This is a genomic window from Streptomyces justiciae, assembly GCF_015163075.1.
GTDB classification, from domain to species: Bacteria; Actinomycetota; Actinomycetes; order Streptomycetales; family Streptomycetaceae; genus Streptomyces; species Streptomyces justiciae.
On the sequence record NZ_JADDXU010000004.1, the window covers coordinates 489,884 to 515,759 of the forward strand.

Consider the following 25,876-nt stretch of genomic DNA (forward strand, 5'->3'; position numbering starts at 1 on the left):
CACAGCGCCCTGGTGGCACGTCCAAGACGTGGATTCGATACGACGTATAGGCGGCGCCGATCGGTTGTGCGTCAGCTGCCGCGGACCCGCCGTTGCGCCAGCGACCTGGTGAGGGTCAGGAACGCCCGCGCGGCCGGCGTCAGATGCGCGGGCAGGCTGACCATCGCCACATGCAGGTGTGCGCTCGGTTCGATGGGCGCCACCACGGCTCCGCACCTGCGTGCCAGACGGGTCCAGGAGGAGGGCAGCACGGCGACGCCCACGCCCGTGAGGACGAGCGGCAGGATCGAGGTGCGGTGGTCGACGATGGTCACGATCTCCGTGCCGGTGCCGCCCGCCGTGATGTCGTCGACGATGGTGCGCATCAGGCTGCCCGTGCGCGAGGCGATGAGTTTCTGCCCGGCCAGGTCCTCGGGCCGGATCGGTACGTCGTCCTCGATGGCCCCGCCGGGCGCGGCGACGACCACGAAAGGCTGGTCCTCGACGTGCAGGACGTCGATCCCGGTCGGGTTGACGGGGCTCGCGGAGCCCAGCAGACCCAGCTCGCAGGCCCCGCTGCGGACCAGTGAGACGACCTCGTCGGGGGTGAACGCGGCCTGCGTGCTGACCGTCACGGACGGGTGCAGCTCGGCGAAGCGGTGGACGAGGGTGGTGAGCGGTTCGATGCCGGGCGAGGGCATGGTGGCGACCTCCACCGTGCCGCCGTGCAGTCCGGCGAGCGCGGCGGCGGTGTCGCGGACGGCGGCCAGGTCGCGCAGGACGCGGCGGCTGGGTTCCAGCAGTTCGGTGCCGGCCTCGCTGAGGACGACGCCTCGGCCCACCCGGTGGAAGAGGGCGACGCCGAGGTCGGCCTCCAGGTTCGCCATGGCCTGCGACAGCGACGGCTGGGCCACGTGGAGCGCGGCGGCGGCCTTACTGAAGCCGCCGTGCTCCACGATGGCCAGGAAGTACTCCAGCTGGCGCGCGTCCACGGTGCCTCCGCCGCTCGAATCGTCCTAGGTCAGGGTCAACCTAGCCGCCGGAGCGGCCTCCTCCCCGCACCCGTCGATCCAGCGCTCGGCGAGCGCGCGGCCGTACCGCGTGAGCAATCGCGCGGACAGCGCGCTGTCGGTGGCGCAGTCCTGGTCGGTGAGGTCGGTGAGGGCCTGGACGGAGCGGAAGTTGGCGGCGGTCTGCTCGGGGGTCAGGGTGCACCGGCCCGCGACGGCGTGCACGGGAACGCCCTGGCGCCGGGCACGCCTCGCCAGCGCGACCGGCAGCTTGCCCGACAGGGACTGCTCGTCGAGGCTGCCTTCCCCGGTGACCACGAGGTCGGCGTCCGCGAGCAGCTCGTCGGCGCCGAGGAGGGTCAGGAAGTAGTCGGCTCCGGAGCGGAGGCGGCCGCCCAGCAGCATCCCGGCGTATCCGAGCCCGCCGGCCGCCCCGGCTCCGGCGGTACGGGCGAGGGCGGCGGCGTCCGGGACGCCGGCCGCCTCCAGCCGTCGTACGAACCCTGTCAGCGCCGCGTCCAACGCGCGTACGTCGTCGGGGGTCGCCCCCTTCTGAGGGCCGTAGACGGCGGCGGTGCCGTGCGCTCCGAGGAGGGGGTTGTCCACGTCGGTGGCGAGGACCAGGTCGACGCCCGCGAGCGCGGCGCGGGCCTCGGTGAGGTCGACGGTGTGGAGGTCGGCCAGTCCGTGGCCGCCGGGGCCGATGGGGGTGCCGTCCGCGCGGGCGAGGACGGCACCCAGGGACTGCAACAGGCCTGCGCCGCCGTCGGTGGTGGCGACACCGCCGAGTGCGAGGACGATGGTGTCGGCCCCGCCGGCCAGCGCGTGATGCAGCGCTTGCCCGATGCCGCGGCTGGTGGCCGTCAGCGGTGCCGGACGCCCGCCCGGCAGTACGCCGAGGCCGCAGACGGCGGCGGCTTCGACGAGGACGGTACGGCCGTCGACCGCGACCGTGGCCGTGACCGGCTCCCCGGTCGGGCCGGTCACGACGACCTCTTCGGCGCGGAAACGGCCCGTGCAGGCGGCGGCCACGCTGCCCTCCCCGCCGTCGGCGAGGGCGAGCGTGGTCACGCGGGTGTGCGGGGCGGCGGCGAGCAGTCCGTCCGCCACGGCGCGGGCCACGGCGTCGGCGGTGAGCGAGCCCTTGAACTTGTCCGGAGCGATCAGGACGGAGGGCATCAGGAGGTCACCTCGGCGGGATGCACGGCGGCCGGGCGCTGCTTGTCGAGTACGACCTCGGGCTGGGGCTCGACGGCCGGCGGCGCTTCCCCCGCCTTGCCGGCCAGCACCGCCCGGGCCCGCTCCAGGTCCAGACCGTTCTCCCACTTGGCGACGAACAGCGTGGCGACGGCGTTGCCGAAGAAGTTCACCAGCGCCCGGCACTCCGACATGAACTTGTCGATGCCGAAGATGAGCATGATGCCCGCCGCGGGCACGGAACCGACCGTCGACAGCGTGGCGGTGAGCGCGATGAACCCGCCGCCCGCGACGCCTGCCGCGCCCTTGGAGGTCAGCAACATGACGGCCAGGAGGCCGAGTTGCTGGCCGAGGGAGAGGGAGGTGTCGGTGGCCTGGGCGATGTAGAGGGTGGCCAGCGACAGATAGATCGCCGCGCCGTCGAGGTTGAAGCTGTAGCCGGTCGGCACGACGAGTCCCACCGTGGGCCGCTCGGCGCCCATGAACTGGAGCTTGCGCATCAGCCCGGGCAGTGCGGGCTCGGCGGTCGAGGTGCCGAGGATCAGCCAGAACTCCTCCTTGAAGTAGCGGAAGAGCTGGAAGATGTTCAGCCGCACGTACAGGGCGAGCACACCGCCGAGCACGACGACGACGAACAGGGCCGAGGTGACGTAGAAGAGGAGGATCAGCGAGCCGAGGCTGGTGAGCGTGGACAGGCCGAACTTGCCGATGGCGTACGACATCGCGCCGAAGGCGCCCAGCGGTGCCGCCTTCATCACGAAGGACAGGACTTTGAAGACGACCTCGGTCAGGCGTCCCACGGCCGCGATGATCGGCTCGCCCGTCCTGCCCACCAGCTTGATCGCGATGCCGAAGACGACGGCCAGGAAGATCACTTGGAGGATCTTCCCCTCGACGAACGGGCCGAAGAAACTGTCCGGCACGATGCTGGTGAGGAACTCCCACCAGTGCTGGTGTTCGCCCTGTTCGACGTACTGGCTCGCGTCGCCCGTGGTCCGTAGCGTCGACGGATCGGCGTGCACGCCGTCGCCGAGCCGGAAGACGTTGATCGCCACCAGGCCGGTCAGGAGGGCCACGATCGTGCCGACCTGGAAGTAGGTCAGCGCCTTGATCCCGGTGCGGCCGACCTTCTTCAGGTCCGCGACGCCGGCGATGCCGCCGATGATCGTCAGGAAGACGATCGGTCCGATCAGCATCTTCATCGCGGTGATGAACGTCGTGCCGATCGGCTCCATGTCGGTGGCCAGATCCGGCCACTGCCAGCCCAGAACGATGCCGATCACGATCGCCACCAGCACCTGGACGTACAACTGCCGGTACCACGGCTTCGCCGCGATACGCGCGGCCTGTTCGGCTCGTCCGTTGCCCGGGGTTTGCGTCATTGCAGCCTCCCTGATCGCGCGCCACCGAGCCCGATCGGTCCGCGCCAGCTTTGGGCCACAGTGAACCCGGGCCCGGCGCGGGGGTCCACGACCAAAAATCGATGCCCCGTATAGGCGTGGCCTATCGATCTGCGCCCCCGTCGCGGGACCGGGCCGACCTCCTAGGCGACAGGGAAATCGAAATAGGTGTCCGGGTAGGGTTCGTCGTCGAGCGTGTAGTGCCACCATTCGCGCTCGTACGCCTTGAAACCGCAGCTCTCCATAAGGGAACGCAGGTGCCCGCGGTTCCGCGCTTCGACGGGCTTGATCCCTTCTGCGCCGTGGTGCGAAATGGGGTCCATCAGATCGTGGTCGCCGCCCATGGGAACGAGTTCACCCGAGGCCAGGTCGTAGAGCGTGAGGTCGACGGTGCTGCCCCGGCTGTGGCCCGACCTGGTGGCCACATAGCCCTTCTCGAACATCTCGGCCCTGCCGATACGCGGATAGTGCCGATGCTTCGTCCGGCCGTCCTCCGGCTGCCGCGACCAGCGCAGAAAGCAGTCGACCGCGTGCTGCGGGCGATAGCCGTCCCAGAGCAGCAGACCGAATCCCAGCGATGCGGCCTTCTCCTGCGCCTTCTTCAGGGCCGCGCAGAGAGCCGTAGTGCCGACGACTCGATTGACGAGGTAGCCGTCCACCGGTTTCCCGGTGAAGTTGTCCCAGGTGGCGTACTTGGCGTCCCAGCGTATTCCGGAGGTCACGTCGTCCACGAAGACGAAGTCGTCCCTCATCGACTCGATCGGCTTCATCGGATCTTCCCCGTCAGGGCGAGGGAGATCGTGCGGTCGATCACCTCGGACAGGGGCAGACCGGCGGCCGCCATCATCCTCGGATAGCGGCTGTAGGAGGTCATCCCGGGGAAGGTGTTGACCTCGTTGAGGACAATTTCTCCGTCCTCCTTGAGGAACATGTCCACCCGTGCCAGACCACCGCATCCCAGGGCGCGGTACACGGCCTTGGCCGCTTCCTGGACGCGCAGCCGCGACTCCTCCGGAATGTCGGCGGGCACGATCGCCGTGGAGTTGTCGGAACCGGTCTCCGGGGTCTCTTCCTGATGGATCCTGAAGAATCCGTGCGAGAGCGCGATCCGGTCCACCTCGCCCGCCATGAGCTCCGACCCGGTGCCGAGGATGGCGCAGCCGATCTCGCTGCCGACGACGGCCTCTTCGATCAGTACCTTCGCGTCGTACTGCCGTGCCGATTCCACCGCGCTGGGAAGTTCCTCCGCCCGGGACACCTTGGTGACGCCGAAGGACGATCCCGATCGGGCCGGCTTCACGAAGACCGGATAGGTGAGTTCGGCGGGGTCGATGGTGTCGTCGGCCGTGACGGTCCAGAAGTTGGGTGTGGCGATTCCCGCGCTTCTGGCGACGAGATAGGCAAGGGATTTGTCCATGCACAGGGCGGAACTCTGGACGTCGCAGCCGATGTAGGGGATGCCGGAGAGTTCCAGCAGGCCCTGCATCGCACCGTCCTCGCCGAGCGTGCCGTGCAGCACGGGCAGTACGACGTCCAGCCGGATCGTTCCGTAACGCCCCTGCTCCAGCGTGAGCAGTCCGTGCACGTCGCTGTCCGGAGACAGCACGACGGGGCGGCAGTCGGCGTTCTCCCATTCCGCGTCGGGCCCGTCGCAGAGCCTCCAGGCGCCGCTCTTCGTGATCCCGACATAGAAGGGTTCGTATTTCTCGGGATCGAGGTGGCGGGCCACCTCGCGAGCGGACTTGACGGAGATGGGGTGTTCCTCGGAACGGCCCCCGAATACGACGCCGACGTTCAGCCTAGCCATGCTGGATCCTGCTTTCGAATGTCAGACAGTTGGTGAGGGAGTTCTCCACGGCGTCACGCAGGGCGCGGTCCGTGTAATAGGCGGTGTGCGGACTGATGACGGCGTTCGGCAGCTCCTGCAGCCGCAACAGCGCTTTGCTTTCCAGGGGTTTGTCCCGACAGTCGGAGTAGAAGACGCCTTCCTCGCCCTCGACGACATCCAGCGCCACGCCGCCCAGCCTGCCGATCTCCAGCTCCTGAACGAGGGCTTCCGTGTCGATGAGCGCACCACGTCCGGTGTTGACGATCAGCGCGTCGTCCTTCATCTGCGCCAGGCGCTGCCGATTCAGCAGATGATGTGTGGCCGTGGTGAGCGGGGCATGCAGCGTGACCACGTCGCTTCGCCGCAGCAATTGGTCGAGCGGAACGTATTCGACGCCGGAACCGGGGCGGTTCACGGGACGGTTGTCATGGGCCAGAATGCGGCAGCCGAAACCCCGCAACCGGTCCATGACGGCGGCGCCGATACGGCCCGTCCCGATCACTCCGACCGTCAGATCGCGCAACTCCCTGCCGCGCACATCGCTCAGTCGGTAGTCGTGCACGTCTGTGCGGCGGACGATGGATTTCGCGTCCCGCAGCGCCATCAGCAGGAGCATCAGCGTGTAGTCGGCCACGCTGTCCGGTGAGTAGGAGACGTTCTCGACGAGGATGCCGAGGCCGGCCGCGTATTCCACGTCGATGTGGTTGCAGCCGACGCTCCGCGTGGATATGTACCGCACGCCGGCTCGATCGAGCGCACGCAATGCGGCATGCGTGACGGGCGTTTTGTGGCCGACACTGATGCACCGGCTGCCGGAGGCCAGTTCGGTATTTGCCTCGGACACCGGCTCGGTGGTGAGGGCCGGCTGCACACCGAGACCGGGCGCCAACTCGCGGAACAGAACAGCTTCGTCCGGGCCGCACCCGTACATGGTGATGCGGGTCGTTTCGCTGTGGGTCATGCCGTCAGTCAAGACAGGCTGCTGTTGCCGGAACGTATGGGGATTTCGATATGCCCGCGATACGTCCAACTCCTTTGACTGGAGGCATGACTTGCAAAACACCACGCCTGATGTCCGGGGAGTCGGAGTGATCCCGTTCACCCTCGGCGACATCGCCGAAATCGTCGGAGGAAAGGCCGAGGGTGACGGCTCCGTGACCGTGACCGCGCCTGCCGTGCTCGACAGCCGGCAGGCCGAGCCGGGCGGCCTCTTCGTCGCCTTCGCCGGCGAGCGTGCCGACGGCCACGACTTCGCCGAACAGGCCGGGCGGGCCGGTGCGGTGGCCGTGCTCGGCTCGCGGCCCACGCCGCTGCCCACCGTCGTCGTCGGCGACGTCCGGAGCGCGCTGCAACTGCTCGCCGCCGAGGTCGTGGCCCGGCTGCGCGACCGGCTGACCGTCGTCGCGGTGACGGGCTCGCAGGGCAAGACCGGCACGAAGGACCTGCTGGCGGCCGTGTTCTCGGCAGCGGGGCCGACGGTCGCCACGGTCGGCTCGCTCAACAACGAACTCGGTGTGCCGCTCACCATGCTGCGCGCCGGCCCAGCCACCCGGTTCCTCGTCCTGGAGATGGGAGCGCGCCATGTCGGTGACATCGCCGAGCTCACCGGCCTGGTCGCGCCCGACGTCGCCGTGGTCCTCAACGTCGGAGTGGCCCACATCGGCGAGTTCGGGTCGCGCGCCGCCATCGCCAGGACCAAGGGCGAACTGGTGCAGGGGCTCGCGCCCGGCGGGACCGCCGTCCTCAACGCCGACGACCCTCGGGTGGTCGCGATGCGTGCGCTCACCGACGCTCCGGTGCTGACCTTCGGCCGGGCGGCCCACGCCGACGTACGAGCACTCGACCTGGCCCTCGACCGGCTCGGCCGGCCGTCGTTCACGCTGCGCACCGGTGGTGCCTCGGCCCACGTGACGCTGCCGGTCGTAGGCGCCCACCAGGCACTCAACGCGTCGGCTGCCGCGGCGGCGGCACTGGCCGCCGGAGTTCCCCTCGACCTGGCCACGGCGGCCCTGGCCACCGCCTCGCTGTCACCCTGGCGGCTGGAACCGCGCGACCTCGCCTGCGGGGCGTTGCTGCTCAACGACTCCTACAACGCCAACCCCGACTCGACCCGCGCCGCCCTGGACGCGTTGGCGGCGGTCGAGGGCGGGCGCCGTATCGCCGTGCTCGGCGCCATGCTCGAACTCGGCGACGACAGCGAGGCCGAGCACCGCGCCGTCGGGGCGTACGCCGCCGCGCGGGCCGACGTGGTGGCCGTCGTGGGCGAGGCTGCCCGGCCGATCGCCGTCGGCGCGGGGGAGCGGGCGGTGGTCCTCGCCGGCAAGGACGCGGCCGTCGCCTGGCTGCGCGGGCTCCTCACCGCGGGCGATGTGGTCCTGGTCAAGGCGTCGCGCGGGGCCCGCCTCGACGAAGTCGCGGCCGCGTTGGCCTAGTTGTACTCCCCAGCCAGGTTGGTCGAGTTCAGCGCCCGCGGCGCCTGCCTTGAAGAAGTCGCAGCCGCACTCTGGTTCAGCGCCCGCGGCGCCTCATGTAGAGGTCGAAGGCCCGGTAGACCATCGGCCGCAGCGGCAGGTCCCACTCGCCGACGTACCGCACTGCCTGGCCACCGGTGCCGACCTTGAACCGGACCAGGCCGACGTGCGGGTCGTCGGCGTCGAGGGTCGGGGTGATGCCGCGCAGGTCGTAGACCTCGCAGCCGGCCGCGAGCGCGTCGCGGATCATCGCCCACTGGCAGGCGTTGGAGCCACGCACCTCGCGCTTGTCGGTGGCGGACGCGCCGTACGCGTACACCGCGTGCGTTCCGACGCGGACCAGGACGGTGGCGGCGACCAAGTCGCCCTGGTGGTGGGCGAGGTAGAGCGTAATGCGCTCGGGGGCCTCGGCGCTCAGCGCCGCGAACATGGTCTCGAAGTAGCGCAGCGGCCGGGGTGTGAAGTGGTCGCGCTCGGCAGTGTGGACGTAGAGGTCGTGAAAGGCCTTGAGGTCTGCCGCGCCCCCGGTGCCGACCGTGACCTCGACGCCCTCCCTGGCCGCCTTCTTGATGTTGCGGCGCCACTGCTGGCTCATGCCCCTGAGCAGCTCGTCCTCGGTCTTTCCCGCGAGCGGGACCTGGTACTTGAACTGCGGATGCCCGACCCCGAACCCGTCCTCCGGGTTCTGCGGCAGCCACCCCGCGTCCTTGAGTCTGCCGCCCACGCGCGCGCCGACCGGGTCGCCCCACTGTCCTGGCAGGTCGGTCAGCCGCCGGATGCCCGGGTCGGCGATGCCCTCCTTGACCTGGGCGGCGCTCCAGGCGTCGGTGACCACCGGCGGGCCGAGCCGGATCGCGAACGCGCCGCGCTCCTTGAGATACGCCGCCAGCGGATCGAGCCACGCACCGATGTCGCCGCTCCAGTCGATGACCGGGCCCTCGGGCAGATACGCCAGCGTGAACCGGTCGAGCCGTGGCACGGGTCGGTGCAGTACGAGCCCGGCACCGACCAGGCGGCGGCCTTCGAACCAGCCGAGGGACTCGCTGCGCCACTCGGTCTTGACGCGGCCCCATGCCGGGGTCTGCAGAAAGCTGACCGACCGCTGGGCCCGTACGAACGCCAGGTGATCGGCGGCGCTGATCGGCCTGACGACCGGGTTTCCTGCTTCTGCTGCTCGTACTGGTGCGCTGGAGGACATGCGACCAGCCAAGGCGGCGGGGTGTTGCTCGCGCGTATGCAGTTCTCGATACGCGGACGATATGCGTCGCCTCATAGCCTCGACGTATGTGTGTCTCCATGCTCGCCGCCACCGCTCCGGGCGCCGGCAGGCGTCACCAGACAGGGGGGTGGTGAGCGTGGGCAGGCCGCCCGGGTTGAGCGTCCGCCTCAAGCTCACCCTCAGCTATGCCGGGTTCCTCCTGCTCGCGGGTGCCCTGCTGCTTGTCGCCGTGGGGGTGTTCCTGCTGCGACAGGGGTGGTTGCAGACCAATGAGGCGGGGGCCGTGAGGGTGACTCCCGGGACCATGTTCGTGCGCGGGTTCGCCCCGACGGCGGGCGCGGTCGTGGTCTTCCTGTTGGTGTTCGGCCTCCTGGGAGGATGGGTTCTCGCCGGACGCATGCTGGCGCCCCTGGACCGGATCACCCACGCCACCCGTACGGCCGCGGCCGGATCGCTGTCCCACCGGATCCGGATGCCCGGCCGCAGGGACGAGTTCCGTGAACTCGCCGACGCCTTCGACATGATGCTCGCGCAGCTCGAGGCACACGTCGCGGAACAGCGGAGATTCGCCGCCAACGCCTCGCACGAACTGCGCACCCCGCTGGCGATCTCGAAGACACTCATCGACGTCGCCCGCGCCGACCCGAACCACGACACCGGCGAACTCGTCGACCGCCTGCACACCGTCAACACCCGGGCCATCGACCTCACCGAGGCCCTACTGTTGCTCAGCCGCGCCAACCAACGGTCCTTCGCCCGAGAACGGGTCGACCTGTCCCTCGTCGCGGAGGAAGCAACCGAAACACTCCACCCGTTCGCGGAGAAGCACGGCGTCACCCTCGAGACCAGCGGCGACATCGCCCTGACGAGCGGTTCCCCCGCGCTCCTGCTGCAACTCGCCACGAACCTCGTGCACAACGCGATCGTCCACAACCTCCCGGAACGGGGCACCGTCCGGGTCCACACCGCCGTCCGCCCCCACACCGCGGTCCTCACCGTCGAGAACACCGGCGAGCAGCTCACCCCTGACCTGGTCGCGACGTTCACCGAGCCCTTCCAACGCGGCACCGAGCGCATCCACACCGACCAGGCAGGCGTCGGCCTGGGTCTGGCCATCGTCAAGACCATCACCGAGGCACACGCCGGAACCCTCACGCTCACGCCACGGCCGGGCGGCGGGCTGCGCATCACGGTGGAACTGCCGGCGGCGCCGGGAGGATGAATTCTGATCCGCACCGGTGTCGGCGATGGAAGTGCCGGAGTCACCGTGGACCGGCCTGGACGACGGCATGTACCGCGGTGCCTTTCGGGACATCAGGCAAAGACCGGCCCGTCGCATCCAGATCCTCGCTTTCGAGATCTTCGGCGCGCCGCCGAACGCTCGGTCGTTCAGCCCAGCCGCACCGGAAGTGCGGCCAACCCGCGCACCAGGGTGCTCGTGCGCCAAGTGAGTTCCGCCGGATCGGTCGCGAGGGCGAGTGCGGGGTGGTGGCGCAGGAGCAGGCGTACGGCGACAGAAGCCTCCAGCCGGGCCAGCGGGGCGCCGAGGCAGTGGTGCAGGCCGTGGCCGAAGCCGAGATGGCCCTGGGGGCGGCGGGTGATGTCGAAGCGGTCGGGATCGGGGAAGTGCAGGGGGTCGCGGGAGGCCGCGGCGAGCGAGACCAGGACGGCGTCGCCTGCGGCGATCGGGGTTCCGGCGAGATCCAGAGGCTCGGCGGCGAACCGGAACGCGGTGGTGTGCACCGGTGCGGTGTGGCGCAGCGTCTCCTCGACGGCGGCGTCGGTCAAGTCGGGTGCGCTGCGCAGGAGTTGGAGCTGCCCGGGATGGGTGAGCAGGTTGTGGACGACGGCCGAGATCAGGTTGACCGTTGTCTCGTGCCCGGCGACGAGGAGCAGGAAGGCCATGCCGAGGAGTTCCTCGCTGTCGGGCGCATCGGGCCCGTGGGCGAGATGGCCGAGCAGGGTGTCCTCGCGGCCGGTCAGCTCGGTCAGGCAGGCGGTCAATGCGGTCGCTGCCTCGGTCGCGGTTTCCTGCGAGGTGGGCATCACAAGCTCGTTAGACCAGGCGTGGAAGGCGGTGCGCTCCTCGGCCGGGACCGCCAGCAGGTCACAGATGACGGTGACCGGCAACGGCAGCGCGTAGCGGGCGACCAGGTCCGCCGTGCCCCGTCGCGGGAGTACGGCGATCAGCTCCTCGGCGATCTCCTCGATCCGCGGCCGCAGTCCGGCGACGCGCTGCGGGGTGAAGTGCCCGGCGACCAGGCGGCGGAGCCGGGTGTGCTGGGGCGGGTCGCTCTGCAGCATGTTCCGCCCGAGGGCGTGGCCGCCGTCGCTCCGCCAGGACGCGGAGTGCCGGATGTCGTTGCGCAGCCGCGGATCGGTGAGCGCGGCACGGGCGGCGTCCCGGCTCACGACCAGCCACGCCTCACCACTGCCAGGTACGCGGACGCGGTGCACCGGGCCTTTGTCGCGCAGGGCCGAGTAGACGGGGTACGGATCGGCCGCGAAGTCATGGCCGGTGGGGGAGAGGTCCTCAAGCGTCGGGACGGACACGGACACCTTCCGTTCGGCGTGGTAGCACAGGGCTGTGGCTGGCGGTGAGCGTGAGTTGCTGCTGCCGGCCTTTCAGCCCTGCCATGCCGCCCCCACCGTCTCCGCGGCCTTGGTCGCCTGCGCGTGGCCCGCGAGCGCCGCGGCCACCCGGTGGGCGTCGGCAGTCAGATCGCGGCCCATGGCCCGGCGGGATGCGGCGTCCGGGGTCAACAGGCTGACGGTGGCGCCCTCGGCGGTGAGGCCCATGGCCTGTCGCGAGGCGCTGGGGTGTGGTCCCACGGCCTTGTCGACCGGGGCGACGGACAGCACGCGCTCGTAGCCGCGGGCCAGTTGGAGGTTGGCGGTGGAGCGGGTGCCGCCGTCCATCCAGTGCTGTCCGGCGGCGGCGACGGGTGCGAGGACCAGGGGGACCGCGCAGCTGGCGGCGACCGCTTCGACCATCGTGAGGCCGGAGTCGGAACCATGGGCGGCCACCACCCCTGTACGGGCGTTGACCGCAGCCAGGCGCAGATCACGGGCGGGCCAGTCCTCCGCACCGCGCAGCACCTGTCGTACGAGAGTGAGCGCGTCGGCACCGGAGCGTGGTCCCAACGCGGCGCGCCCCAGCCGCCGTATCGACCGCTCGGGGTCACGGGAGCCCAGCGCGGCCCACAGGAAGCGCAGCGTCTGTGCCGTCGTGACGTCCAGCAACAGCCGGTCGGCGCCGGTGAGTTGACGTTCGTACAGCTCGCGAGGCGGCTCACCGTGCGCGAGCCGGGTGCCGAAGACGGCCCCGGCGGAGGTGCCGATGACGAGGTCGGCACGGGCGAGGTTGACGCCGGCGTCGGCGAGACCGGCCAGCACCCCCGTGAGCCACGCACCGCCGACCGGACCTCCGCCGCCGAGCACCAGTGCCGCCCCGCCCATGCCATGCCCCCTTATCGGAAGTGGGGAGTGGTCCCCATTTCTCGATCCGACGATAGCATGCGGACCGGGGAGCACTCCCCGCTCGGGGCTGGAGGACGACGATGAGCGCACTGCGACGCGACGCGCGGCGCAACCGGGAGCGGCTGATGGAAGCAGCCCACGAAGTCTTCGCCGAGCAGGGCCTCCAGGCGCCGCTGGACGTCATCGCCCGCCGGGCAGGGGTGGGCAACGCGACCCTCTACCGGCACTTCCCCACCCGCGCCGCCCTCATCGACGCCGTCTTCCACGACCAGCTGACCGACACGATGACCGCCGGCGCACAGGCCCGGACCGCACCTGACGCCTGGACAGGCCTGACCGCGTACTTGGAGGCGGTCTTCACGACCTTGGCCGCCGACCGCGGCACCAACGACCTCATGACCATCCGGCTCGACGGCGTCGACACCCTCCAGGAGGTGCACGCCCACAACCACGAGACGGTGGAGCTCCTGCTGCGGCGAGGCCAGGAGGAGGGCACGGTCCGCGACGACATCACCGTCGAGGACGTGCTGTTCACGCTGGCCGCCCTGGGGCGTGCGGTCCCGTCCCTGACCAGCGCGGCCACCCCCGACGCCTGGCGCCGGCCCCTGTGTCTGTTCCTCTCCGGCCTGCACACCGCGCGGACGGTGCGGCCTCTGCCCGGACAAGCGCTGACCGCGGCTGAACTGGACGACGTACTCCAGGACTTGGGGCCGCATCGCATGGCGTGAAGAGGGGAGGGGGAGAGTCCTCGCGATCGGGCCACGCCGCTTGCCTATTCTGGTCCCTGTGGCTGCCCTGGGGGACGGTGTCGATGCGCTGGCACGCGAGAGCGGGTTCAGCGGGGTCGTGTCGGTGGACCGGGGCGGCGTGCCGGTTTTCGCCAACGCGTACGGTCTCGCCGACCGGCGCCACCACGTCGCCAACACGCTGGAGACCAGATTCGGGATCGCCAGCGGAACCAAGGGGCTTACCGCACTGACGGCGATCAGCCTCATCGAGCACGGTGCGTTGAGTCTGTCCACGACCGCACGTTCCGTGCTCGGCCGGGACCTGCCGCTGATTGACGAGCGGGTCACCGTGGAGCATCTGCTGGCCCACCGCTCGGGCATCGGCGACTACTTCGACGAGGATGCCGGGGGTGAGATCACGGACTACCAACTGACGCTTCCCGCCCACGAGTTGTCGACCACCGAGGCGTATCTGCCCGTGCTGGACGGTTATCCGGCCAAGTTCCCGCCCGGCGAGCGGTTCTCGTACTGCAACTCCGGATACGTGGTGCTCGCGCTGATCGCCGAGCGCGTGGCGGGCCAGCCGTTTCACCAACTGGTGCGTGACCGGGTCTGCACACCCGCGGACATGTGTGACACCGAGTTCCTGCGCTCCGACGAACTGCCGCCGGGCACGGCAACCGGGTATCTCCCCATCGAGGGGGTGTACCGGACCAACGTGTTCCATCTGCCGGTGCGCGGCAGCGGTGACGGCGGGATCTACTCCACCGCCGGCGACATCAGCGCACTGTGGCGTGCCCTGTTCGCAGGGAGGATCGTGTCGCGCGACTGGGTCGCCACGATGACGCGACCGCACAGTGACGTTCCCTCGAAAGGCAGACGGTACGGCCTGGGCTTCTGGCTGCACGCCTCGAACGACACGGTGATGCTGACGGGATACGACGCCGGAGTCTCGTTCCGCAGCGTGCACGATCCCCAGGCCTGCCTGACCCACACGGTGCTCTCCAACACCTCAGACGGTGCTTGGAAGATCAGCCGATACCTGGACCAGAATCCTGTCCCCGAATCCGAGTAGCCCAGCAGTCGCGGGGGCGGTCTATCGGCGGACCGCCGAGATCAGCCCTCCGGGTCGCTCCTCGCGCTGCGGAGGAGTATTGATCGGGCGGCCGTAGGCGGCAGCGCGCTCGCGCAGGGTGTAACCGGCGGCGTCCCAGCCGTGTCCGGCCAACCAGCCCACCGGGTCGTCGGGCATCTCCGAGACCCACATGGACGCCGCCGACCCTGGCGCCGCGTCCGCAGCGAAACGCTCGATCACACCGGGCGAGCCCAACGTCAGCCCCATCCAACTACCCACGACGGAAAGGGCGCTGATCCGGGCGAGCAGCAACTCCACCGCGTCCTCGGGCAGATAGACGAGTAGCCCTTCGGCGATCCACACGGTCGGCGCCGCCGGATCATGGCCTGCGGCGGCCAGCGCGCCGGGCCAGTCCTCCCGCAGATCGACCGGGACGGTGATCCGCTCGCAGCGAGCGACGGCCCTCCCCTGGCGCAGCACGGAAGCCTTGAAGTCCAGCGGTGCGGAGGTGTCGACCTCGAACAGCCGAGTGCCCTCGGGCCAGTCCATCCGAAAGGCCCGACTGTCCATGCCGGCCCCGAGCAGCACCACTTGCCGCACCCCGGACACCGACGCCTGCTGCAACAGGTCGTCCAGGAACTTCGTCCTGATGACGATGGAGAACGACACGGCTAGCCGGCGCCGCCGCGCGCCCTCGTCATCGGGCGGCGGCGAGGAGGGCCACAGTCCGCCCGCGGCGGCGAAGGCCTGCGCCAGCGGGTCACGGAACAAAGCGTCCTCCCGCTCGCTCTCCAAGGCCCGCACCCGGGCCACTCCCACCGCCGTGGCCCATACTCCCGAAGGCTGGACCCGCTCCCGTTCATCAGCCATCGCGCCAGCCTAGATGGTCGATTCGAAGCCCGGCATTCAGGCCTGGCAGCCTCACGCGGTGCTGGGTTCCCAGACAGAGCAGTCGTGTGCGAAGAGCACTCTGCGCGGGTCGAATTCGAGGAGCCGTTCCAGCCAGGGCTGGTAGGTGGGAAGCGGCGGTTCGAGGCCGTCCAGGGCGGCTCGGCGAGCGAGGTGGTCCGCGGCCAAGTGGGTTGCGAAGTCGTGTGCCTGGCCGGCCAGGATGACGGTGCCGTCATTCTGTTGGATCACCAGGGACTGGTGCCCTTCGGTGTGACCGGGGGTGGGGACGATCCGGACTCCGGGCCAGAGTTCCGCTTCGCCTGTGATCTCAAGGTAGTTGGCGCCGGGGAAGTCGACGAGCGCGTCGATGGTGTGGCCGCCTCGGCGGGCGGCGGACAACTCCGTCGACTGGACCACGATGGGCTTGTCGCGAAGCAGGGGGTTGCCGCCACAGTGGTCGAAATGCAGATGACAGTTCACCACGAGGGAGACGTCGGCACGGCTGAATCCCGCGGCTGAGAGGGCAGCCTCCAGAGGCCTGCGGCGCGGGCGGTAGTGGGCTTCCGTTTCGGCGTCGGCGGCTCCGATACCGGTGTCGAAGAGGACCAGCCCTTCCTCGCACTGAGCCAGATAGGCGAGCACAGGCTCCACGCGTGGCTGCAAGCCGGGGACCTCTGATGCCGGTCGGACGAAGTAGCCCAGATCGAGTCGACGCACCGCCGTCTTCTTCTCCATCGGGTCATGCTGGCAGGCCGCCGGGGTCCTCTCATGAGAGTTCTGCCGACAGCCGATCGAGTCGAGCTCACGTGATCGCTTGAGGGACTGCACCTTGTCGGTAGGTGGCTGCAAAGATCGCGCCCGTTGTGGGAGCTGCTACGGGCCTTGCCGCCCCTGCGTAAACCGTCGGCACTCTCCTGATGCCGCCCCGGCGTCCCAAGAGCAGGTCTGGCTGGAACGACGGGGTCTCCGCCACGCAAGTCCTGTGTTGAACTGTGCAACACAGTCCGTACGCGACGACGGGTGAACGTGATGCCGCTTGAGGGCGAGTACGAGCCGAGTCCGGCGCAGTGGGTGCGTGATCAGGTTGAGCTGTACGAGAGTTCGGGCGGCACACAGGGCACGACGCTGTGGGACACGGGCCTGCCCGTCGTCATCGTCACGATGCGCGGCGCGAAGAGCGGCAAGATCCGCAAGATCCCGCTGATGCGCGTGGAGCACGAGGGTCGGTATGCGGCGGTGGCCTCGAAGGGCGGCTTCCCGCGTCATCCGGTCTGGTACTTCAACCTCACGTCGGACCCGCATGTGGAGCTCCAGGACGGGGCCGTACGCCAGCACATGACGGCCCGTGAGGTCAGCGGCGACGAGAAGGCCGAGTGGTGGGATCGCGCGGTCGCCGCGTATCCGCCTTACGCCGAATACCAGCAGAAGACCGACCGAGTGATCCCCGTCTTCGTGTTGGAACCCGTATCCGCGGCGTAGACAACAGAGACCCCGCCGCGGATACACACCCATCCATGCATCATCCGGCCCCTGTGTCTTCACTCATGTCGAGGCCGTTCCCATGGCCGTCCTTGCTGGGGCGGCTCGGCCGGAATGTGCGGAAGGTGGCGCCGGTTCGCATGCCCGCCGTAAATTGCCATGCCGCTGCCCAGGACGTACAGCAACGGGATGGTGGTGCCCGTAAGTGTCAGCACCAGGGCGGCAGTTACCACCAGAAAGCCCGCTCCCATGATGACCACCGCTGCCCGACTCGGAAGTCCTCCACTCATGGCCTCAGTGTCCTGGCGGGCCTTCGGAAGAGGGACCTGCTCCACACCACGGCACCCGTACGAGCTACCGAGGGCCGGGCTCGTTTACATGAGGCTGGTCTCCTGGTCGGCGAGACGCTCGGTGAGGAAGGCCCGCTCGGCCTCGTTGTCGGTCAGCAGCACCGCCCGCCGGTACGCGGCCGCCGCTTCGTCCGTACGGCCGAGCCGTCGCAGCAGGTCCGCCTTGATCGCCGGCAGGTACTGGTAGCGGGCGAGTCGGTCGTCCTGCTCCAGCGCCTCGACCTGCGCCAGCGCGATGGCCGGCCCAAGGGCCATCGACAAGGGCACGGTCCGGTTCAGCGCCACGACCGGTGAGGGCCACAGCGACAGCAGCCTCTCGTAGAGGGTCACGATCTGCGGCCAGTCCGTCTCCTCGTACGTCGGCGCCTCGGCGTACAACGAGGCGATCGCCGCCTGCAACAGATACCGTCCCGCGCGGCCACCCCGCAGCCCGGCCACGATCAGCGCGTGCGCCTCGGCCAGCGCGGCGCGGTCCCACAGCGAGCGGTCCTGCTCCTCAAGCCGCAGCAGTCGACCGTCCGCACCGGTTCGGGTGGCGCGCCGGGCGGCGGTCACCAGCAGCAGCGCCAGCAGCCCACGTACCTCCGGCTCGTCGGGCATGAGATCGCGCAGCGTGCGGGCCAGGTCCAGCGCGCGGTCGGTCAGGTCCGTGCGCATGAGCGTGGGACCCGAGGGAGCCGTGTGCCCGGCCGTGAACAGCAGATGGAGTACGCCGAGCACGGCCGCCAGCCGGTCCGGCAGCTCCGCCGGGCGCGGCACGCGGTAGGGGATGCGCGCGGTGGAGATCTTCTTCTTGGCCCGGGTGATCCGGGCGGCCATCGTCTGTTCCGACACCAGCAGTGCACGGGCCACGTCCGGGGTAGGCAGTCCGCACACCAGCCGCAGTGTGAGCGCGAGTTGTGCCTCCCGGGCAAGTGCGGGGTGGCAGCAGGTGAAGATGAGCCGCAGTCGTTCGTCGGGTACGACGTCTTCCGGGTCCACGGCCTTCTCCTGATCCGCCGAACCGTCCAAGTCGAGGTCGTCGACGGCCTCTTCGGGCTCCATCAGCAGCGGCAGCTTCGAGCGGAACGTCCGCTCGCGGCGTATCGCGTCCATCGCCCGGCGCTTGGCCGCGGTGGTGAGCCATGCCGCGGGGTTGCCCGGGACGCCGTCGCGTTCCCAGGTCGTCATGGCCGCGACGTACGCCTCCTGTACGCACTCCTCGGCCAGGTCCAGGTCGCGGGCGACGTGCACCGTCGCGGCGAGCACGAAGGCCCACTCGCGCCGGTGCGCGTCGGCGACCGCCCGGCTCGCGTCCGCCGCAGCCGTCATCGGACGATGGGCGCGATGCCGCCCGCGACGGGCCGCACCTCGACACCGCCACGACCCCACTGCACGGCAGGGTTACGACGCGCCAACTCCAGGGCGGCGTCCAGGTCGGGGGCCTCGATGACGCAGACGCCGGCGATGACTTCCTTGGAGTCGATGAAGGGCCCGTCGGTGACCACGTCGCCGCGCAGCGAGGTGGCGGTGTCGGCGGAGTGCAGCGCATACGCCGCGATCATGGCGCCGGAGTCGATCAGATCGTCGGCGTGCCGCTTGCTCGCCGCCTGCTGATCGGGGGTGTAGTCGCCGGCCGCGGGGGTGTCGTAGATGAGGATCGCGTACTGGGCCATGAGGGCTCTCCTTGGCTGTGTGTCCGGTCGGTGCATCGCTACGTCTCCACGTCGGACGGACGACGCGAAATCGACAGACCGTGCGCGAACTTTCTCAGACGGGGTGCGGAGGCTTTGAAGCGGCGGTGGGGATCAGAGTCGTGAGGGCCGTACTGCCGCCGGCACCTGTCGAGCCGAGAAACTCGGTTGATCTGAACCCTGGCCCATGAAGACTGGCTGGCGTGCCAGTTGATCTGGTGCGCGTGCGGCGTTCGGGCCCAGCCCAGGGGGAGGACTTGCGGGGATGACCATGCACGATGACCAAGTGGACGTGACCACCGACATCGTTGCGACCTTGATCGAGGACCAGTTCCCGCAGTGGAGCGGCAAGGCGATCCGACTCCTGGCGTCGACCGGGACGGTCAACGCCATTTTCCGCATCGGGGACGACCTCTGCGCGCGTTTCCCACTGCGTCTGACCGATGCTGCCGAGGCGCTCGCGGTTCTAGAGCAGGAGGCTCAGGCGAGCGCGGAGTTGGCACAGGTGTCCCCGTTCCCCGTCCCGGAACCCCTCGCCTTGGGCAAGCCGGGGGCGGGTTACCCCATGCCGTGGTCGGTCCAGACATGGCTGCTGGGAACGGTCGCCTCCGATTCCGACCCGAGTGGATCGGATGCCTTCGCCGCGGACCTCGCGGACTTCATCTCAGCCCTGCGGAAGGCCGAGACGAGGGGACGGCGCTTCAACGGCGAAGGCCGCGGCGGCGTTCTCGCTCACCACGACGCTTGGATGGCGAAGTGCTTCGCGGAGAGCGAGGCGCTGCTCGACGTGCCCCGCCTGCGCCGGCTGTGGAGCCGCTTCCGGGAGTTGCCCCGCACGAGCGCCGACGTGATGAGCCATGGCGACCTGATTCCCGGCAACGTACTGGTCGCCGCAGACCGGCTCACCGGCGTACTGGACACCGGCGGCTTCGGCCCGGCCGACCCCGCGCTGGACCTAGTCAGCGCCTGGCACCTGTTGCAGCCGGGCCCGCGGGACGTACTCCGACGGACACTGGCCTGCGACGACGTGGAGTGGGAGCGCGGAAAGGCATGGGCGTTCCAACAGGCGATGGGCCTTGTCTGGTACTACGCCGAGACCAATCCGCCGATGAGCAGCCTGGGGCGCCGGACACTCGACCGCATCCTGGAGGCGTGACGGCGATCGCGGTCCAAATCGGTGGGCGGCCCACAGCCCAGTGAACGCCGGCGGAGCAGCGCCGTGGGTGCGCCAGTTGCCGACTTGGCGCGCCAGTCGGCCGTCATGGGTGTCACAGTGGGGCAACGGGGTCGATGCTCGGCCCCTGGACTGCGGCAGCCTGGACACACTGACGAACTGGGGGCAGCGATGATCGCGCGCGTGGCTGTATGGGAACCGATGCCGACCGACGATCGTGACTGGGTACTGGAGGCCGCCGCGTCCGTGCCCGGCGTGCACGGCAGCTATCACCTCATCGATCCCGTCACCGGGAACGGGCTGAGCATCGCCTTCTTCGAGGACGAGGCCGCCGCCCAAGCCGCACGAAAGGCGATCGAGCAGCGCGCGGAAGAGATCGGCTGGAACAACGTTCCGCATCCGGCGCCCGCTTCCGCGACCATGTACGACGTCATCCGTCACGCCTAGCGGGGCGGTACCGGGAAACCTGCCTCAGGGATAGAGGCCGGCCCGGAAGGTGAACGACACGAGCTGTGCTCGATCGCGTGCGCCGACCTTCGTCATGGCCCGTACCGCATGCGTCTTCACGGTGAACGGCGACACGGACATCTGGGCCGCGATCTCGTCGTTGCCGAGACCGCTCGCGACGAGCACGACCACGTCCCGCTCCCGCGGTGTGAGCGCGTCGAAGCGGCGCAGCAGTTCCTTGTCGATCACCGGGGGCGGGTTGTCGGTCATGTGGCCGATGAGCGCGGCCGTCGCGGCGGCCGACAGCGCACCGCCACCGCCGACGACCTCGGTGATTCCGGCGACGAGTTCGGCGGGGCTCACGGTCTTGCTCAGGAAACCGTTCGCGCCCGCGCGAAGCGCGGCAAGGACGATGTCGTCCTGGTCGAAAGTGGTCAGCACGATCACCCGCAGCTCTTCGGGTGGATGCTCCTCGCGGATCCGGCGAGTGGCTTCGACACCGTCGATGCCAGGCATCCGGATGTCCATCAGGACCAGGTCGACAGGATGGTCCCGGAGGAAGGGCGGGACCTGGAGTCCGTCGGAGAGGTCACCCACGACCACGAGGCCGGGGTCGAGCCGGAGCATCGCCCGGATCCCGGCCCTGATCTCGTCCTGGTCGTCGACGATCAGAATCCGCGTCGTCATACGGCGACTCCCAGAGGGCTGAACTCCGCATGGACCCGGAATCGCCCGTCGTCACGGTCGATCGTCAGCCGCCCGCTGGAGGACTCGACGCGTTCGCGCATCCCCACGAGCCCGAGCCCGCCGCCTGAACCGGCACCGTGCGGCGCAGGACCGACGCGGTTCTCGACGGTGACGCAGATCCTGCCTTCGCGCTCGCGTACCTCCACCGTGGCCGGCCCCTCACCGTGCCGGTAGGCATTCGTGAGCGCTTCCTGAACGACCCGGTAGACCGTCACACCGACGCTGGGCTCCACGAAACCGGCGGGGATGTCGAGGAAGGACCGGACATCGAGGCCGATGCTCCTGAAAGAGGCGACAAGGCCTTCCAGGCCGCTCAGCGCCGGCGTCGGCCGCAGCGCCTCGTCCGGCGAGACGTCGTCTCCGAGGCGGAGGAGCGCGAGAATCCGTTGCGTCTCCACGACCACGGTGCGGGCGCTGGACCGGGCCGATACGAGGGCCTGCCGGGTGGGCTCGGCGCCTTCCGGCAGCCCGATCTCCGCGGCACCGAGATGCATGCTCAGCATCGCGACCTGGTGGCCGATGACGTCGTGGAGGTCCCGGGCGATGCGCAGCCGTTCCTCGGTCACCCGCCGGGTGGCTTCGATCTCGCGAGTGGCGATGGCGCTCTCGGCCCGCTCCTCCAAGGTCCGCCAGTGCTCCCGATGGATGCGCAGCGCGGTCCCTGTCGCACCTCCGGCCACGGCCGAGAAGAGAGCGGCGGCTCCCACGATCGCGCCGCCCCGGAATCCTCCCACCGTCATGAACGCCCCCAGGAAGAACGCCGCCACGACGGCGATTCCGGCCAGCGGCTGCTTTCCCCTGAGCGTGATCGAGAACAGGACGAGCACGGCCATCATCCACACCGACAGCGGGTCGTGGCCCACGGCCGTGACGGCGAAGGACGCCGCGCTCGCCACAACCAGTCCTGCCCATGGCCGCCACCAGGACAGGGCGACACCGCCACCGGCGAGGAGCACGGAAAGGGCCGTCGGCCAGTCCGAACCTCGGAGGACCACCGCCACGATCTGGCCGGTGAACACCAGCGCGGCCACCGCATAGGCCACGAGGTGCAGCGCCTCGGGCCGTCGCACCCACAGGGGTGCCACGGGACCGTCGTGATTGTTCTGCGCCTTGCCCATGGACTGATTCTCGTGCACGTGCGCTGCGGCGATGTACTTCGTTCGAAGTACGCGGCCGGTCCCGAGGCCGCTGAGACTCCTCATCGAGACGACCGTCTCACACCGTCACGATCACAAACGGGACACCCGATGACTCAGACCACCGTGCCTTCGCGTACGACGACAACCACGACGACGTCCTCCGGGCTCCGATCGCTCCACCTGATCCGAGTCGCCTTCTCCCTGATCTGGGTGGCACTCGTCGTCACGACCTCCGCCTCCCTCGTGTCCACGGACAGGCCCACAGCGATCGCGGCCGTACTGCTCGTCGTCTACCCCCTGTGGGACGTCATCGCCACGCTCCTTGAGCGCCGCATGGCCGGCACCGCCTCCGAGGAGCGTGCAGGCACCGCGAACATGGCTCTCGGCCTGGCCGCCACCGCCGGAATGATCATCGCCGTCTTCTCCACCATCGGGACGACACTGCTCGTGTTCGGCCTCTGGGCCCTGCTCTCCGGAGCGATCCAGCTCATCGTGGCGATCCGACGCCGACGCACGATCGGCGCCCAGTGGCCCATGGTCATCAGCGGCGGACTGTCCGTCCTCGCAGGCATCTCCTTCGCCGCGATGTCCACCTCGGCGACGAGCGACCTGTCTTCCATCGCCGGTTACTCGGCCTTCGGCGCCTTCTGGTTCCTCGTCTCCGCCGTCGCCCTGACCATCCGCGGCCGACGCGAGAAGCAGTGACCCCCAGGGGTCCTGCGCACCGCCCGTCGGGAGGCACAGCGCAGGTGCGACGATGCCGGCATGCGTGAGTTGAGCCAGCTGATCGACGTCGAGGAACCGGCCTGGCCGGAAATCAGGGAGACACTCAAGGCAAGTCCGGTGTCCGTCGAGGTGCTCCCAGCCGACAGGGATCTGGGGAGGGCGTCGCTCCTCCAACTCCAGGTCACGGCAAGGTCGTACCTCGGGGCGCTGGTACTGCATTGCGGTGGTCTGCTGGTGGACGACGGATGGCTACGGGTCTTCGGCAGCCCTGTCGGTGGGGCTGCGCCAGAGATACCGACCCTGGCCGGCGCGAATCAGTTCCCCGCAACGTTCGACCCGGCGTGGCGACCGGAGGCCGGTCTGGTCGTGGCGCACGACGTGCTGGGCGGTGTCTTCGCGCTCAACAGCGGGACTCCTGCCGGCGCCGGCCGTCCCGGTGCCCCGGGCGAGGTGGTCTACTTCGCCCCGGATTCCCTTCGCTGGGAGGCTCTGGGCGTCGGTCACTCGACGTGGCTGGCTTGGCTGGTGTCCGGGGCGCTCGATGAGTTCTACGCCGATCTGCGCTGGCCCGGCTGGAAGGAGGAGGTCCGGGCGCTGAACGGCAATCAGGGTCTGTCACTGTTCCCGCCGTTGTGGTCTGCCGAGGCACGCCGGGACATCTCCGCGACCAGCCGTCGCGCCGTGCCCATGAAGGAGCTGCTCGGCGTAGCCCGGGACTCGTGCCGACAGTTCGACGGGGTTGATCCGGGCTTTCTCGGCGCCACGTGAACCGGCTGCCCCGCCCAGTCGGCGAAGGCCACGAAGTGCTCGGCCTTGTCCCACCGTAAAGCGCCGGAGATCATGACCGCGTGCAGCGCCGAGAGAATCTCCACGAACTACTGACACGCGCCGGCCTCACGGTCGTCGAGGAAACCCGCCCGGGCACCCTCTTCCCACCGGAGGCCGGCTGGCGGATCGCGCGAGGTGTCGCGTCGCCGGACGGGACGGCCCGCGAGGCGCTCGATGCCGCGTGGTGGCGTCGGCTACGCGGTGCCGACGGCGAGTTCCTGGTGGCTGTCCTCGGACACCGGATCGGCGGCAACGACGCCTGGTGGACCCGGGTTCGGCACACCGGCAGCGGCGTACCGGAGTTGCCCGGCGACCCCGGGTTCGTGGCACTGTCCCTCGACGGGCAGGTACTGCTGGCGGAACTGCCCGGCGCGGACGGCACCCGGGTGACCGCCCTCGACCGACTGCCCGAGCGGCTGGAGGAGGCTGCCGAGGCCGCCGCGTCCGAGACGGAGGCCGAGCGCGCCGAAGTGTGGGCGGCGGTCCCTGGCCAGCCCGCGTGGCCTCTGCACTGGGCGGAGGGCATCGGGTCCAATCCCGCAGCGACGGACGAACTGTTGATCCGGCTGCTCGATGTGGAAACGGGCTTCCTGCATGGATGCGACCGGCCCGCCGTCCTCGACGCCGCCGTCGCACACCCGGACCCGCAGGTGCGGTCGCGGCCCGCCGACACGTTCCGGCCCAAGCTCACGTCCGAGCAGTGGGTACGCCTGGTACGCGCCGAGCCGTCCCCGGATGGACGCGTGTTCTGGGCGGAGCGCGCCCGCGTCTGGGGCGCCGAACTCCCCGACGACCTGTACGACGAAATCCTCGCCGGCCCGTCCCGCGCGCAGGCCGCCGAACTCCCGGACCTCCCCGCCCGGCACCTCCCTGACCTCGCCACCGACACCGACGCCCGGGTACGGAGGGCGGCGTGTGCCCGGTGGCAGGAACTCGCCGCGCCGCTGCGGGAGCGGCTGCTGACTGACACCGACCACGCCGTGCGAACCGCTGCACTGCTGGCCCACCACACCGACGTACCGCTGTCCCGCGAGGTTCTCGCCGCCCTCCCCGACCCGCGGCAGGCGCTCGAAAGGTGCCGCCTCGAGCCCGAGTTGGAGGCGGAGCTGGTCAGGAACGGGGACACGGAGGTACGTCAGGCGCTGGCCGCCAACCCCGCCCTGAGCGCGCTCGGCGTCGCCGCGCTGGCGCAGGATTCGCAGGACGACATCCGTTCCACGGTGGCGGTGCGCCCCGACCTCACCGAGGAGCAGCGTGCCGCGGTGCGCCACGACTTCGACCCGACGTCGATGTCGTACACCCTTGCCTGGGTCGAGGACCTGCACGGCGACGCCGAGGCGATGCGCCGTCTCGCCGCGTCGTCCCATCCGCTAGTCCGCCGCAGTGTGGCCCGGGCCCGCCGCCTCCCGCCGGATGTCGTGGCGCGTCTGGCGCGGGACGAGGACCGGGTGGTCCGCCTGTTCCTCGCCGAGTCGTGCGAGGACGCGCCGGGCGACATGCTGCTGGACGTCTGGCGCTGGTGGGACGGCAGCTTCAGCCACCCCGACCGGCCCCGCAGCCATCCCAACTTCCCGCGTGTGGGCCTACTGCGCTTCATGACCGACCCCAGCGGTCGGATGCGCCGCCTGGCCTTGGACGACCCGGAGTCCACACCGGCTGACGTCGCACACCTGGCGCGGGACCCCGAAGCCGAGGTGCGTCGCCGCGCGGCCGAGGACCCCCGGCTGTCACCGGCCGACGCGGTACGGCTGCTCAACGACCCGGCGGTGCACGTCCGCGACACCGTGACGCGCAATCCGCGACTGCCGGCCCGCGTCCTGGCAGGCCTGCTGCACGACCGCGACACGGCACACACAGCGGTCACCAACCCGGCGATCCCCGCCCCCGTACTGGACCGCATCCTGGCCGCGGCACCGACAGCCGTGGCGGCCCGGCGCTGACCCCTACCGCTCCCGCGGGGAAGCCGTCCCTGCTCCGCGTCGGAGTTCCGCCGCGCTGCGGCTGGACGCACACGCCCCGCCGGGTACGCGCGCGG

25 protein-coding genes are annotated in these 25,876 nt (G+C 70.0%); 10 read left to right on the forward strand and 15 right to left on the reverse strand.

Annotated features, from left to right (window positions below; all coding sequences use genetic code 11):
• Positions 1-71: 71 nt before the first annotated feature.
• From IQ210_RS14645 to IQ210_RS14670, 6 genes are all read right to left on the reverse strand, one after another.
• The gene (locus IQ210_RS14645) at positions 72-971 is read right to left on the reverse strand and encodes a LysR family transcriptional regulator (RefSeq protein ID WP_194079415.1); all 900 of its coding nucleotides are present in this window, start codon (positions 969-971) and stop codon (positions 72-74) included.
• Between the two features lie 24 nt (positions 972-995).
• Complete coding sequence (locus IQ210_RS14650) at positions 996-2,168, reverse strand: glycerate kinase (protein WP_194079416.1); 1,173 nt, start codon at positions 2,166-2,168, stop codon at positions 996-998.
• Positions 2,168-3,568, reverse strand: coding sequence for a C4-dicarboxylate transporter DctA (gene dctA, locus IQ210_RS14655; protein ID WP_194079417.1), 1,401 nt, complete (start codon positions 3,566-3,568; stop codon positions 2,168-2,170). The genes IQ210_RS14650 and dctA overlap by 1 nt, the downstream gene beginning before the upstream one ends.
• Positions 3,569-3,729: 161 nt before the next feature.
• Complete coding sequence (gene vanX, locus IQ210_RS14660) at positions 3,730-4,338, reverse strand: D-Ala-D-Ala dipeptidase VanX (protein ID WP_194079557.1); 609 nt, start codon at positions 4,336-4,338, stop codon at positions 3,730-3,732.
• Positions 4,339-4,352: 14 nt separating this feature from the next.
• Entirely contained in the window at positions 4,353-5,393 is a 1,041-nt protein-coding gene (vanA-Sc, locus tag IQ210_RS14665; RefSeq protein WP_194079418.1) for a D-alanine--(R)-lactate ligase VanA-Sc, read from the reverse strand.
• A complete protein-coding gene (locus IQ210_RS14670; RefSeq protein ID WP_194079419.1) occupies positions 5,386-6,375 on the reverse strand; it encodes a D-isomer specific 2-hydroxyacid dehydrogenase family protein in 990 nt (329 codons plus the stop codon). Before IQ210_RS14670 ends, vanA-Sc begins: the two co-directional genes overlap by 8 nt.
• A 127-nt stretch (positions 6,376-6,502) precedes the next feature.
• Here IQ210_RS14670 and IQ210_RS14675 point away from each other — a divergent pair, with 127 nt between their 5' ends.
• Entirely contained in the window at positions 6,503-7,846 is a 1,344-nt protein-coding gene (locus IQ210_RS14675; protein ID WP_194079420.1) for a UDP-N-acetylmuramoyl-tripeptide--D-alanyl-D-alanine ligase, read from the forward strand.
• Positions 7,847-7,922: 76 nt separating this feature from the next.
• Here IQ210_RS14675 and IQ210_RS14680 read toward each other — a convergent pair whose 3' ends face one another.
• Positions 7,923-9,083 (reverse strand): lipid II:glycine glycyltransferase FemX, encoded by a 1,161-nt coding sequence (locus tag IQ210_RS14680; RefSeq protein ID WP_194079421.1) that lies wholly within the window; start codon positions 9,081-9,083, stop codon positions 7,923-7,925.
• Between the two features lie 157 nt (positions 9,084-9,240).
• On the opposite strand from IQ210_RS14680, the gene IQ210_RS14685 reads away from it, so the two are divergent.
• Complete coding sequence (locus tag IQ210_RS14685; protein WP_194079422.1) at positions 9,241-10,326, forward strand: sensor histidine kinase; 1,086 nt, start codon at positions 9,241-9,243, stop codon at positions 10,324-10,326.
• Positions 10,327-10,493: 167 nt separating this feature from the next.
• Here IQ210_RS14685 and IQ210_RS14690 read toward each other — a convergent pair whose 3' ends face one another.
• Positions 10,494-11,657 (reverse strand): cytochrome P450 family protein, encoded by a 1,164-nt coding sequence (locus tag IQ210_RS14690; RefSeq protein ID WP_194079423.1) that lies wholly within the window; start codon positions 11,655-11,657, stop codon positions 10,494-10,496.
• A gap of 72 nt (positions 11,658-11,729) precedes the next feature.
• The gene (locus IQ210_RS14695) at positions 11,730-12,563 is read right to left on the reverse strand and encodes a patatin-like phospholipase family protein (protein ID WP_194079424.1); all 834 of its coding nucleotides are present in this window, start codon (positions 12,561-12,563) and stop codon (positions 11,730-11,732) included.
• A 101-nt stretch (positions 12,564-12,664) separates the two neighbouring features.
• Here IQ210_RS14695 and IQ210_RS14700 point away from each other — a divergent pair, with 101 nt between their 5' ends.
• Both IQ210_RS14700 and IQ210_RS14705 read left to right on the forward strand, forming a co-directional pair.
• Entirely contained in the window at positions 12,665-13,312 is a 648-nt protein-coding gene (locus IQ210_RS14700) for a TetR/AcrR family transcriptional regulator (protein WP_194079425.1), read from the forward strand.
• A 58-nt stretch (positions 13,313-13,370) separates the two neighbouring features.
• A complete protein-coding gene (locus IQ210_RS14705; RefSeq protein ID WP_194079426.1) occupies positions 13,371-14,387 on the forward strand; it encodes a serine hydrolase domain-containing protein in 1,017 nt (338 codons plus the stop codon).
• A 21-nt stretch (positions 14,388-14,408) separates the two neighbouring features.
• On the opposite strand, the gene IQ210_RS14710 is transcribed toward IQ210_RS14705, so the two are convergent.
• Positions 14,409-15,257 (reverse strand): class I SAM-dependent methyltransferase, encoded by an 849-nt coding sequence (locus IQ210_RS14710; RefSeq protein ID WP_194079427.1) that lies wholly within the window; start codon positions 15,255-15,257, stop codon positions 14,409-14,411.
• A gap of 51 nt (positions 15,258-15,308) precedes the next feature.
• Positions 15,309-16,013 carry an N-acyl homoserine lactonase family protein gene (locus tag IQ210_RS14715; RefSeq protein WP_194079428.1) on the reverse strand — a complete coding sequence of 235 codons (705 nt, stop codon included), beginning with the start codon at positions 16,011-16,013 and terminating at the stop codon, positions 15,309-15,311.
• Positions 16,014-16,307: 294 nt separating this feature from the next.
• Between IQ210_RS14715 and IQ210_RS14720 the strand changes: the two genes are divergently transcribed.
• Positions 16,308-16,757, forward strand: coding sequence for a nitroreductase family deazaflavin-dependent oxidoreductase (locus IQ210_RS14720; RefSeq protein ID WP_194079429.1), 450 nt, complete (start codon positions 16,308-16,310; stop codon positions 16,755-16,757).
• A gap of 374 nt (positions 16,758-17,131) precedes the next feature.
• On the opposite strand, the gene IQ210_RS14725 is transcribed toward IQ210_RS14720, so the two are convergent.
• Positions 17,132-18,418: an RNA polymerase sigma factor gene (locus IQ210_RS14725; RefSeq protein ID WP_194079430.1), complete on the reverse strand. Its 1,287-nt coding sequence runs from the start codon at positions 18,416-18,418 to the stop codon at positions 17,132-17,134.
• The gene (locus IQ210_RS14730; protein ID WP_194079431.1) at positions 18,415-18,762 is read right to left on the reverse strand and encodes a YciI family protein; all 348 of its coding nucleotides are present in this window, start codon (positions 18,760-18,762) and stop codon (positions 18,415-18,417) included. Before IQ210_RS14730 ends, IQ210_RS14725 begins: the two co-directional genes overlap by 4 nt.
• Positions 18,763-19,045: 283 nt before the next feature.
• On the opposite strand from IQ210_RS14730, the gene IQ210_RS14735 reads away from it, so the two are divergent.
• Both IQ210_RS14735 and IQ210_RS14740 read left to right on the forward strand, forming a co-directional pair.
• Complete coding sequence (locus IQ210_RS14735; RefSeq protein WP_194079432.1) at positions 19,046-19,936, forward strand: aminoglycoside phosphotransferase family protein; 891 nt, start codon at positions 19,046-19,048, stop codon at positions 19,934-19,936.
• A gap of 201 nt (positions 19,937-20,137) precedes the next feature.
• On the forward strand, positions 20,138-20,401 hold the full coding sequence (locus IQ210_RS14740) for a hypothetical protein (RefSeq protein ID WP_314197775.1): 264 nt from the start codon (positions 20,138-20,140) through the stop codon (positions 20,399-20,401).
• Positions 20,402-20,425: 24 nt separating this feature from the next.
• Here the strand turns inward: IQ210_RS14740 and IQ210_RS14745 are convergent, their stop codons facing one another.
• Positions 20,426-21,088 (reverse strand): response regulator transcription factor, encoded by a 663-nt coding sequence (locus tag IQ210_RS14745; RefSeq protein ID WP_194079434.1) that lies wholly within the window; start codon positions 21,086-21,088, stop codon positions 20,426-20,428.
• Positions 21,085-22,266 (reverse strand): sensor histidine kinase, encoded by a 1,182-nt coding sequence (locus IQ210_RS14750; RefSeq protein ID WP_194079435.1) that lies wholly within the window; start codon positions 22,264-22,266, stop codon positions 21,085-21,087. The genes IQ210_RS14745 and IQ210_RS14750 overlap by 4 nt, the downstream gene beginning before the upstream one ends.
• A 129-nt stretch (positions 22,267-22,395) precedes the next feature.
• On the opposite strand from IQ210_RS14750, the gene IQ210_RS14755 reads away from it, so the two are divergent.
• The 3 genes from IQ210_RS14755 (at position 22,396) to IQ210_RS14765 (ending at position 25,781) form a co-directional block, all read left to right on the forward strand.
• Positions 22,396-22,992 (forward strand): DUF308 domain-containing protein, encoded by a 597-nt coding sequence (locus IQ210_RS14755; RefSeq protein WP_194079436.1) that lies wholly within the window; start codon positions 22,396-22,398, stop codon positions 22,990-22,992.
• 60 nt (positions 22,993-23,052) lie between these two features.
• The gene (locus IQ210_RS14760) at positions 23,053-23,781 is read left to right on the forward strand and encodes a DUF2625 domain-containing protein (RefSeq protein WP_194079437.1); all 729 of its coding nucleotides are present in this window, start codon (positions 23,053-23,055) and stop codon (positions 23,779-23,781) included.
• A gap of 80 nt (positions 23,782-23,861) precedes the next feature.
• Positions 23,862-25,781: a hypothetical protein gene (locus IQ210_RS14765; protein WP_194079438.1), complete on the forward strand. Its 1,920-nt coding sequence runs from the start codon at positions 23,862-23,864 to the stop codon at positions 25,779-25,781.
• Positions 25,782-25,876 lie beyond the last annotated feature (95 nt).

Bases quoted from the DNA above. Each gene is read 5' to 3' on its own strand.
- IQ210_RS14650 (WP_194079416.1), bottom strand. From the start codon at position 2,168: ATGCCCTCCGTCCTGATCGCTCCGGACAAGTTCAAGGGCTCGCTCACC.
- dctA (WP_194079417.1), bottom strand. From the start codon at position 3,568: ATGACGCAAACCCCGGGCAACGGACGAGCCGAACAGGCCGCGCGTATC.
- vanX (WP_194079557.1), bottom strand. From the start codon at position 4,338: ATGAGGGACGACTTCGTCTTCGTGGACGACGTGACCTCCGGAATACGC.
- vanA-Sc (WP_194079418.1), bottom strand. From the start codon at position 5,393: ATGGCTAGGCTGAACGTCGGCGTCGTATTCGGGGGCCGTTCCGAGGAA.
- IQ210_RS14670 (WP_194079419.1), bottom strand. From the start codon at position 6,375: ATGACCCACAGCGAAACGACCCGCATCACCATGTACGGGTGCGGCCCG.
- IQ210_RS14680 (WP_194079421.1), bottom strand. From the start codon at position 9,083: ATGTCCTCCAGCGCACCAGTACGAGCAGCAGAAGCAGGAAACCCGGTC.
- IQ210_RS14695 (WP_194079424.1), bottom strand. From the start codon at position 12,563: ATGGGCGGGGCGGCACTGGTGCTCGGCGGCGGAGGTCCGGTCGGCGGT.
- IQ210_RS14700 (WP_194079425.1), top strand. From the start codon at position 12,665: ATGAGCGCACTGCGACGCGACGCGCGGCGCAACCGGGAGCGGCTGATG.
- IQ210_RS14710 (WP_194079427.1), bottom strand. From the start codon at position 15,257: ATGGCTGATGAACGGGAGCGGGTCCAGCCTTCGGGAGTATGGGCCACG.
- IQ210_RS14715 (WP_194079428.1), bottom strand. From the start codon at position 16,013: ATGGAGAAGAAGACGGCGGTGCGTCGACTCGATCTGGGCTACTTCGTC.
- IQ210_RS14720 (WP_194079429.1), top strand. From the start codon at position 16,308: ATGCCGCTTGAGGGCGAGTACGAGCCGAGTCCGGCGCAGTGGGTGCGT.
- IQ210_RS14725 (WP_194079430.1), bottom strand. From the start codon at position 18,418: ATGACGGCTGCGGCGGACGCGAGCCGGGCGGTCGCCGACGCGCACCGG.
- IQ210_RS14730 (WP_194079431.1), bottom strand. From the start codon at position 18,762: ATGGCCCAGTACGCGATCCTCATCTACGACACCCCCGCGGCCGGCGAC.
- IQ210_RS14735 (WP_194079432.1), top strand. From the start codon at position 19,046: ATGACCATGCACGATGACCAAGTGGACGTGACCACCGACATCGTTGCG.
- IQ210_RS14745 (WP_194079434.1), bottom strand. From the start codon at position 21,088: ATGACGACGCGGATTCTGATCGTCGACGACCAGGACGAGATCAGGGCC.
- IQ210_RS14750 (WP_194079435.1), bottom strand. From the start codon at position 22,266: ATGGGCAAGGCGCAGAACAATCACGACGGTCCCGTGGCACCCCTGTGG.
- IQ210_RS14755 (WP_194079436.1), top strand. From the start codon at position 22,396: ATGACTCAGACCACCGTGCCTTCGCGTACGACGACAACCACGACGACG.
- IQ210_RS14760 (WP_194079437.1), top strand. From the start codon at position 23,053: ATGCGTGAGTTGAGCCAGCTGATCGACGTCGAGGAACCGGCCTGGCCG.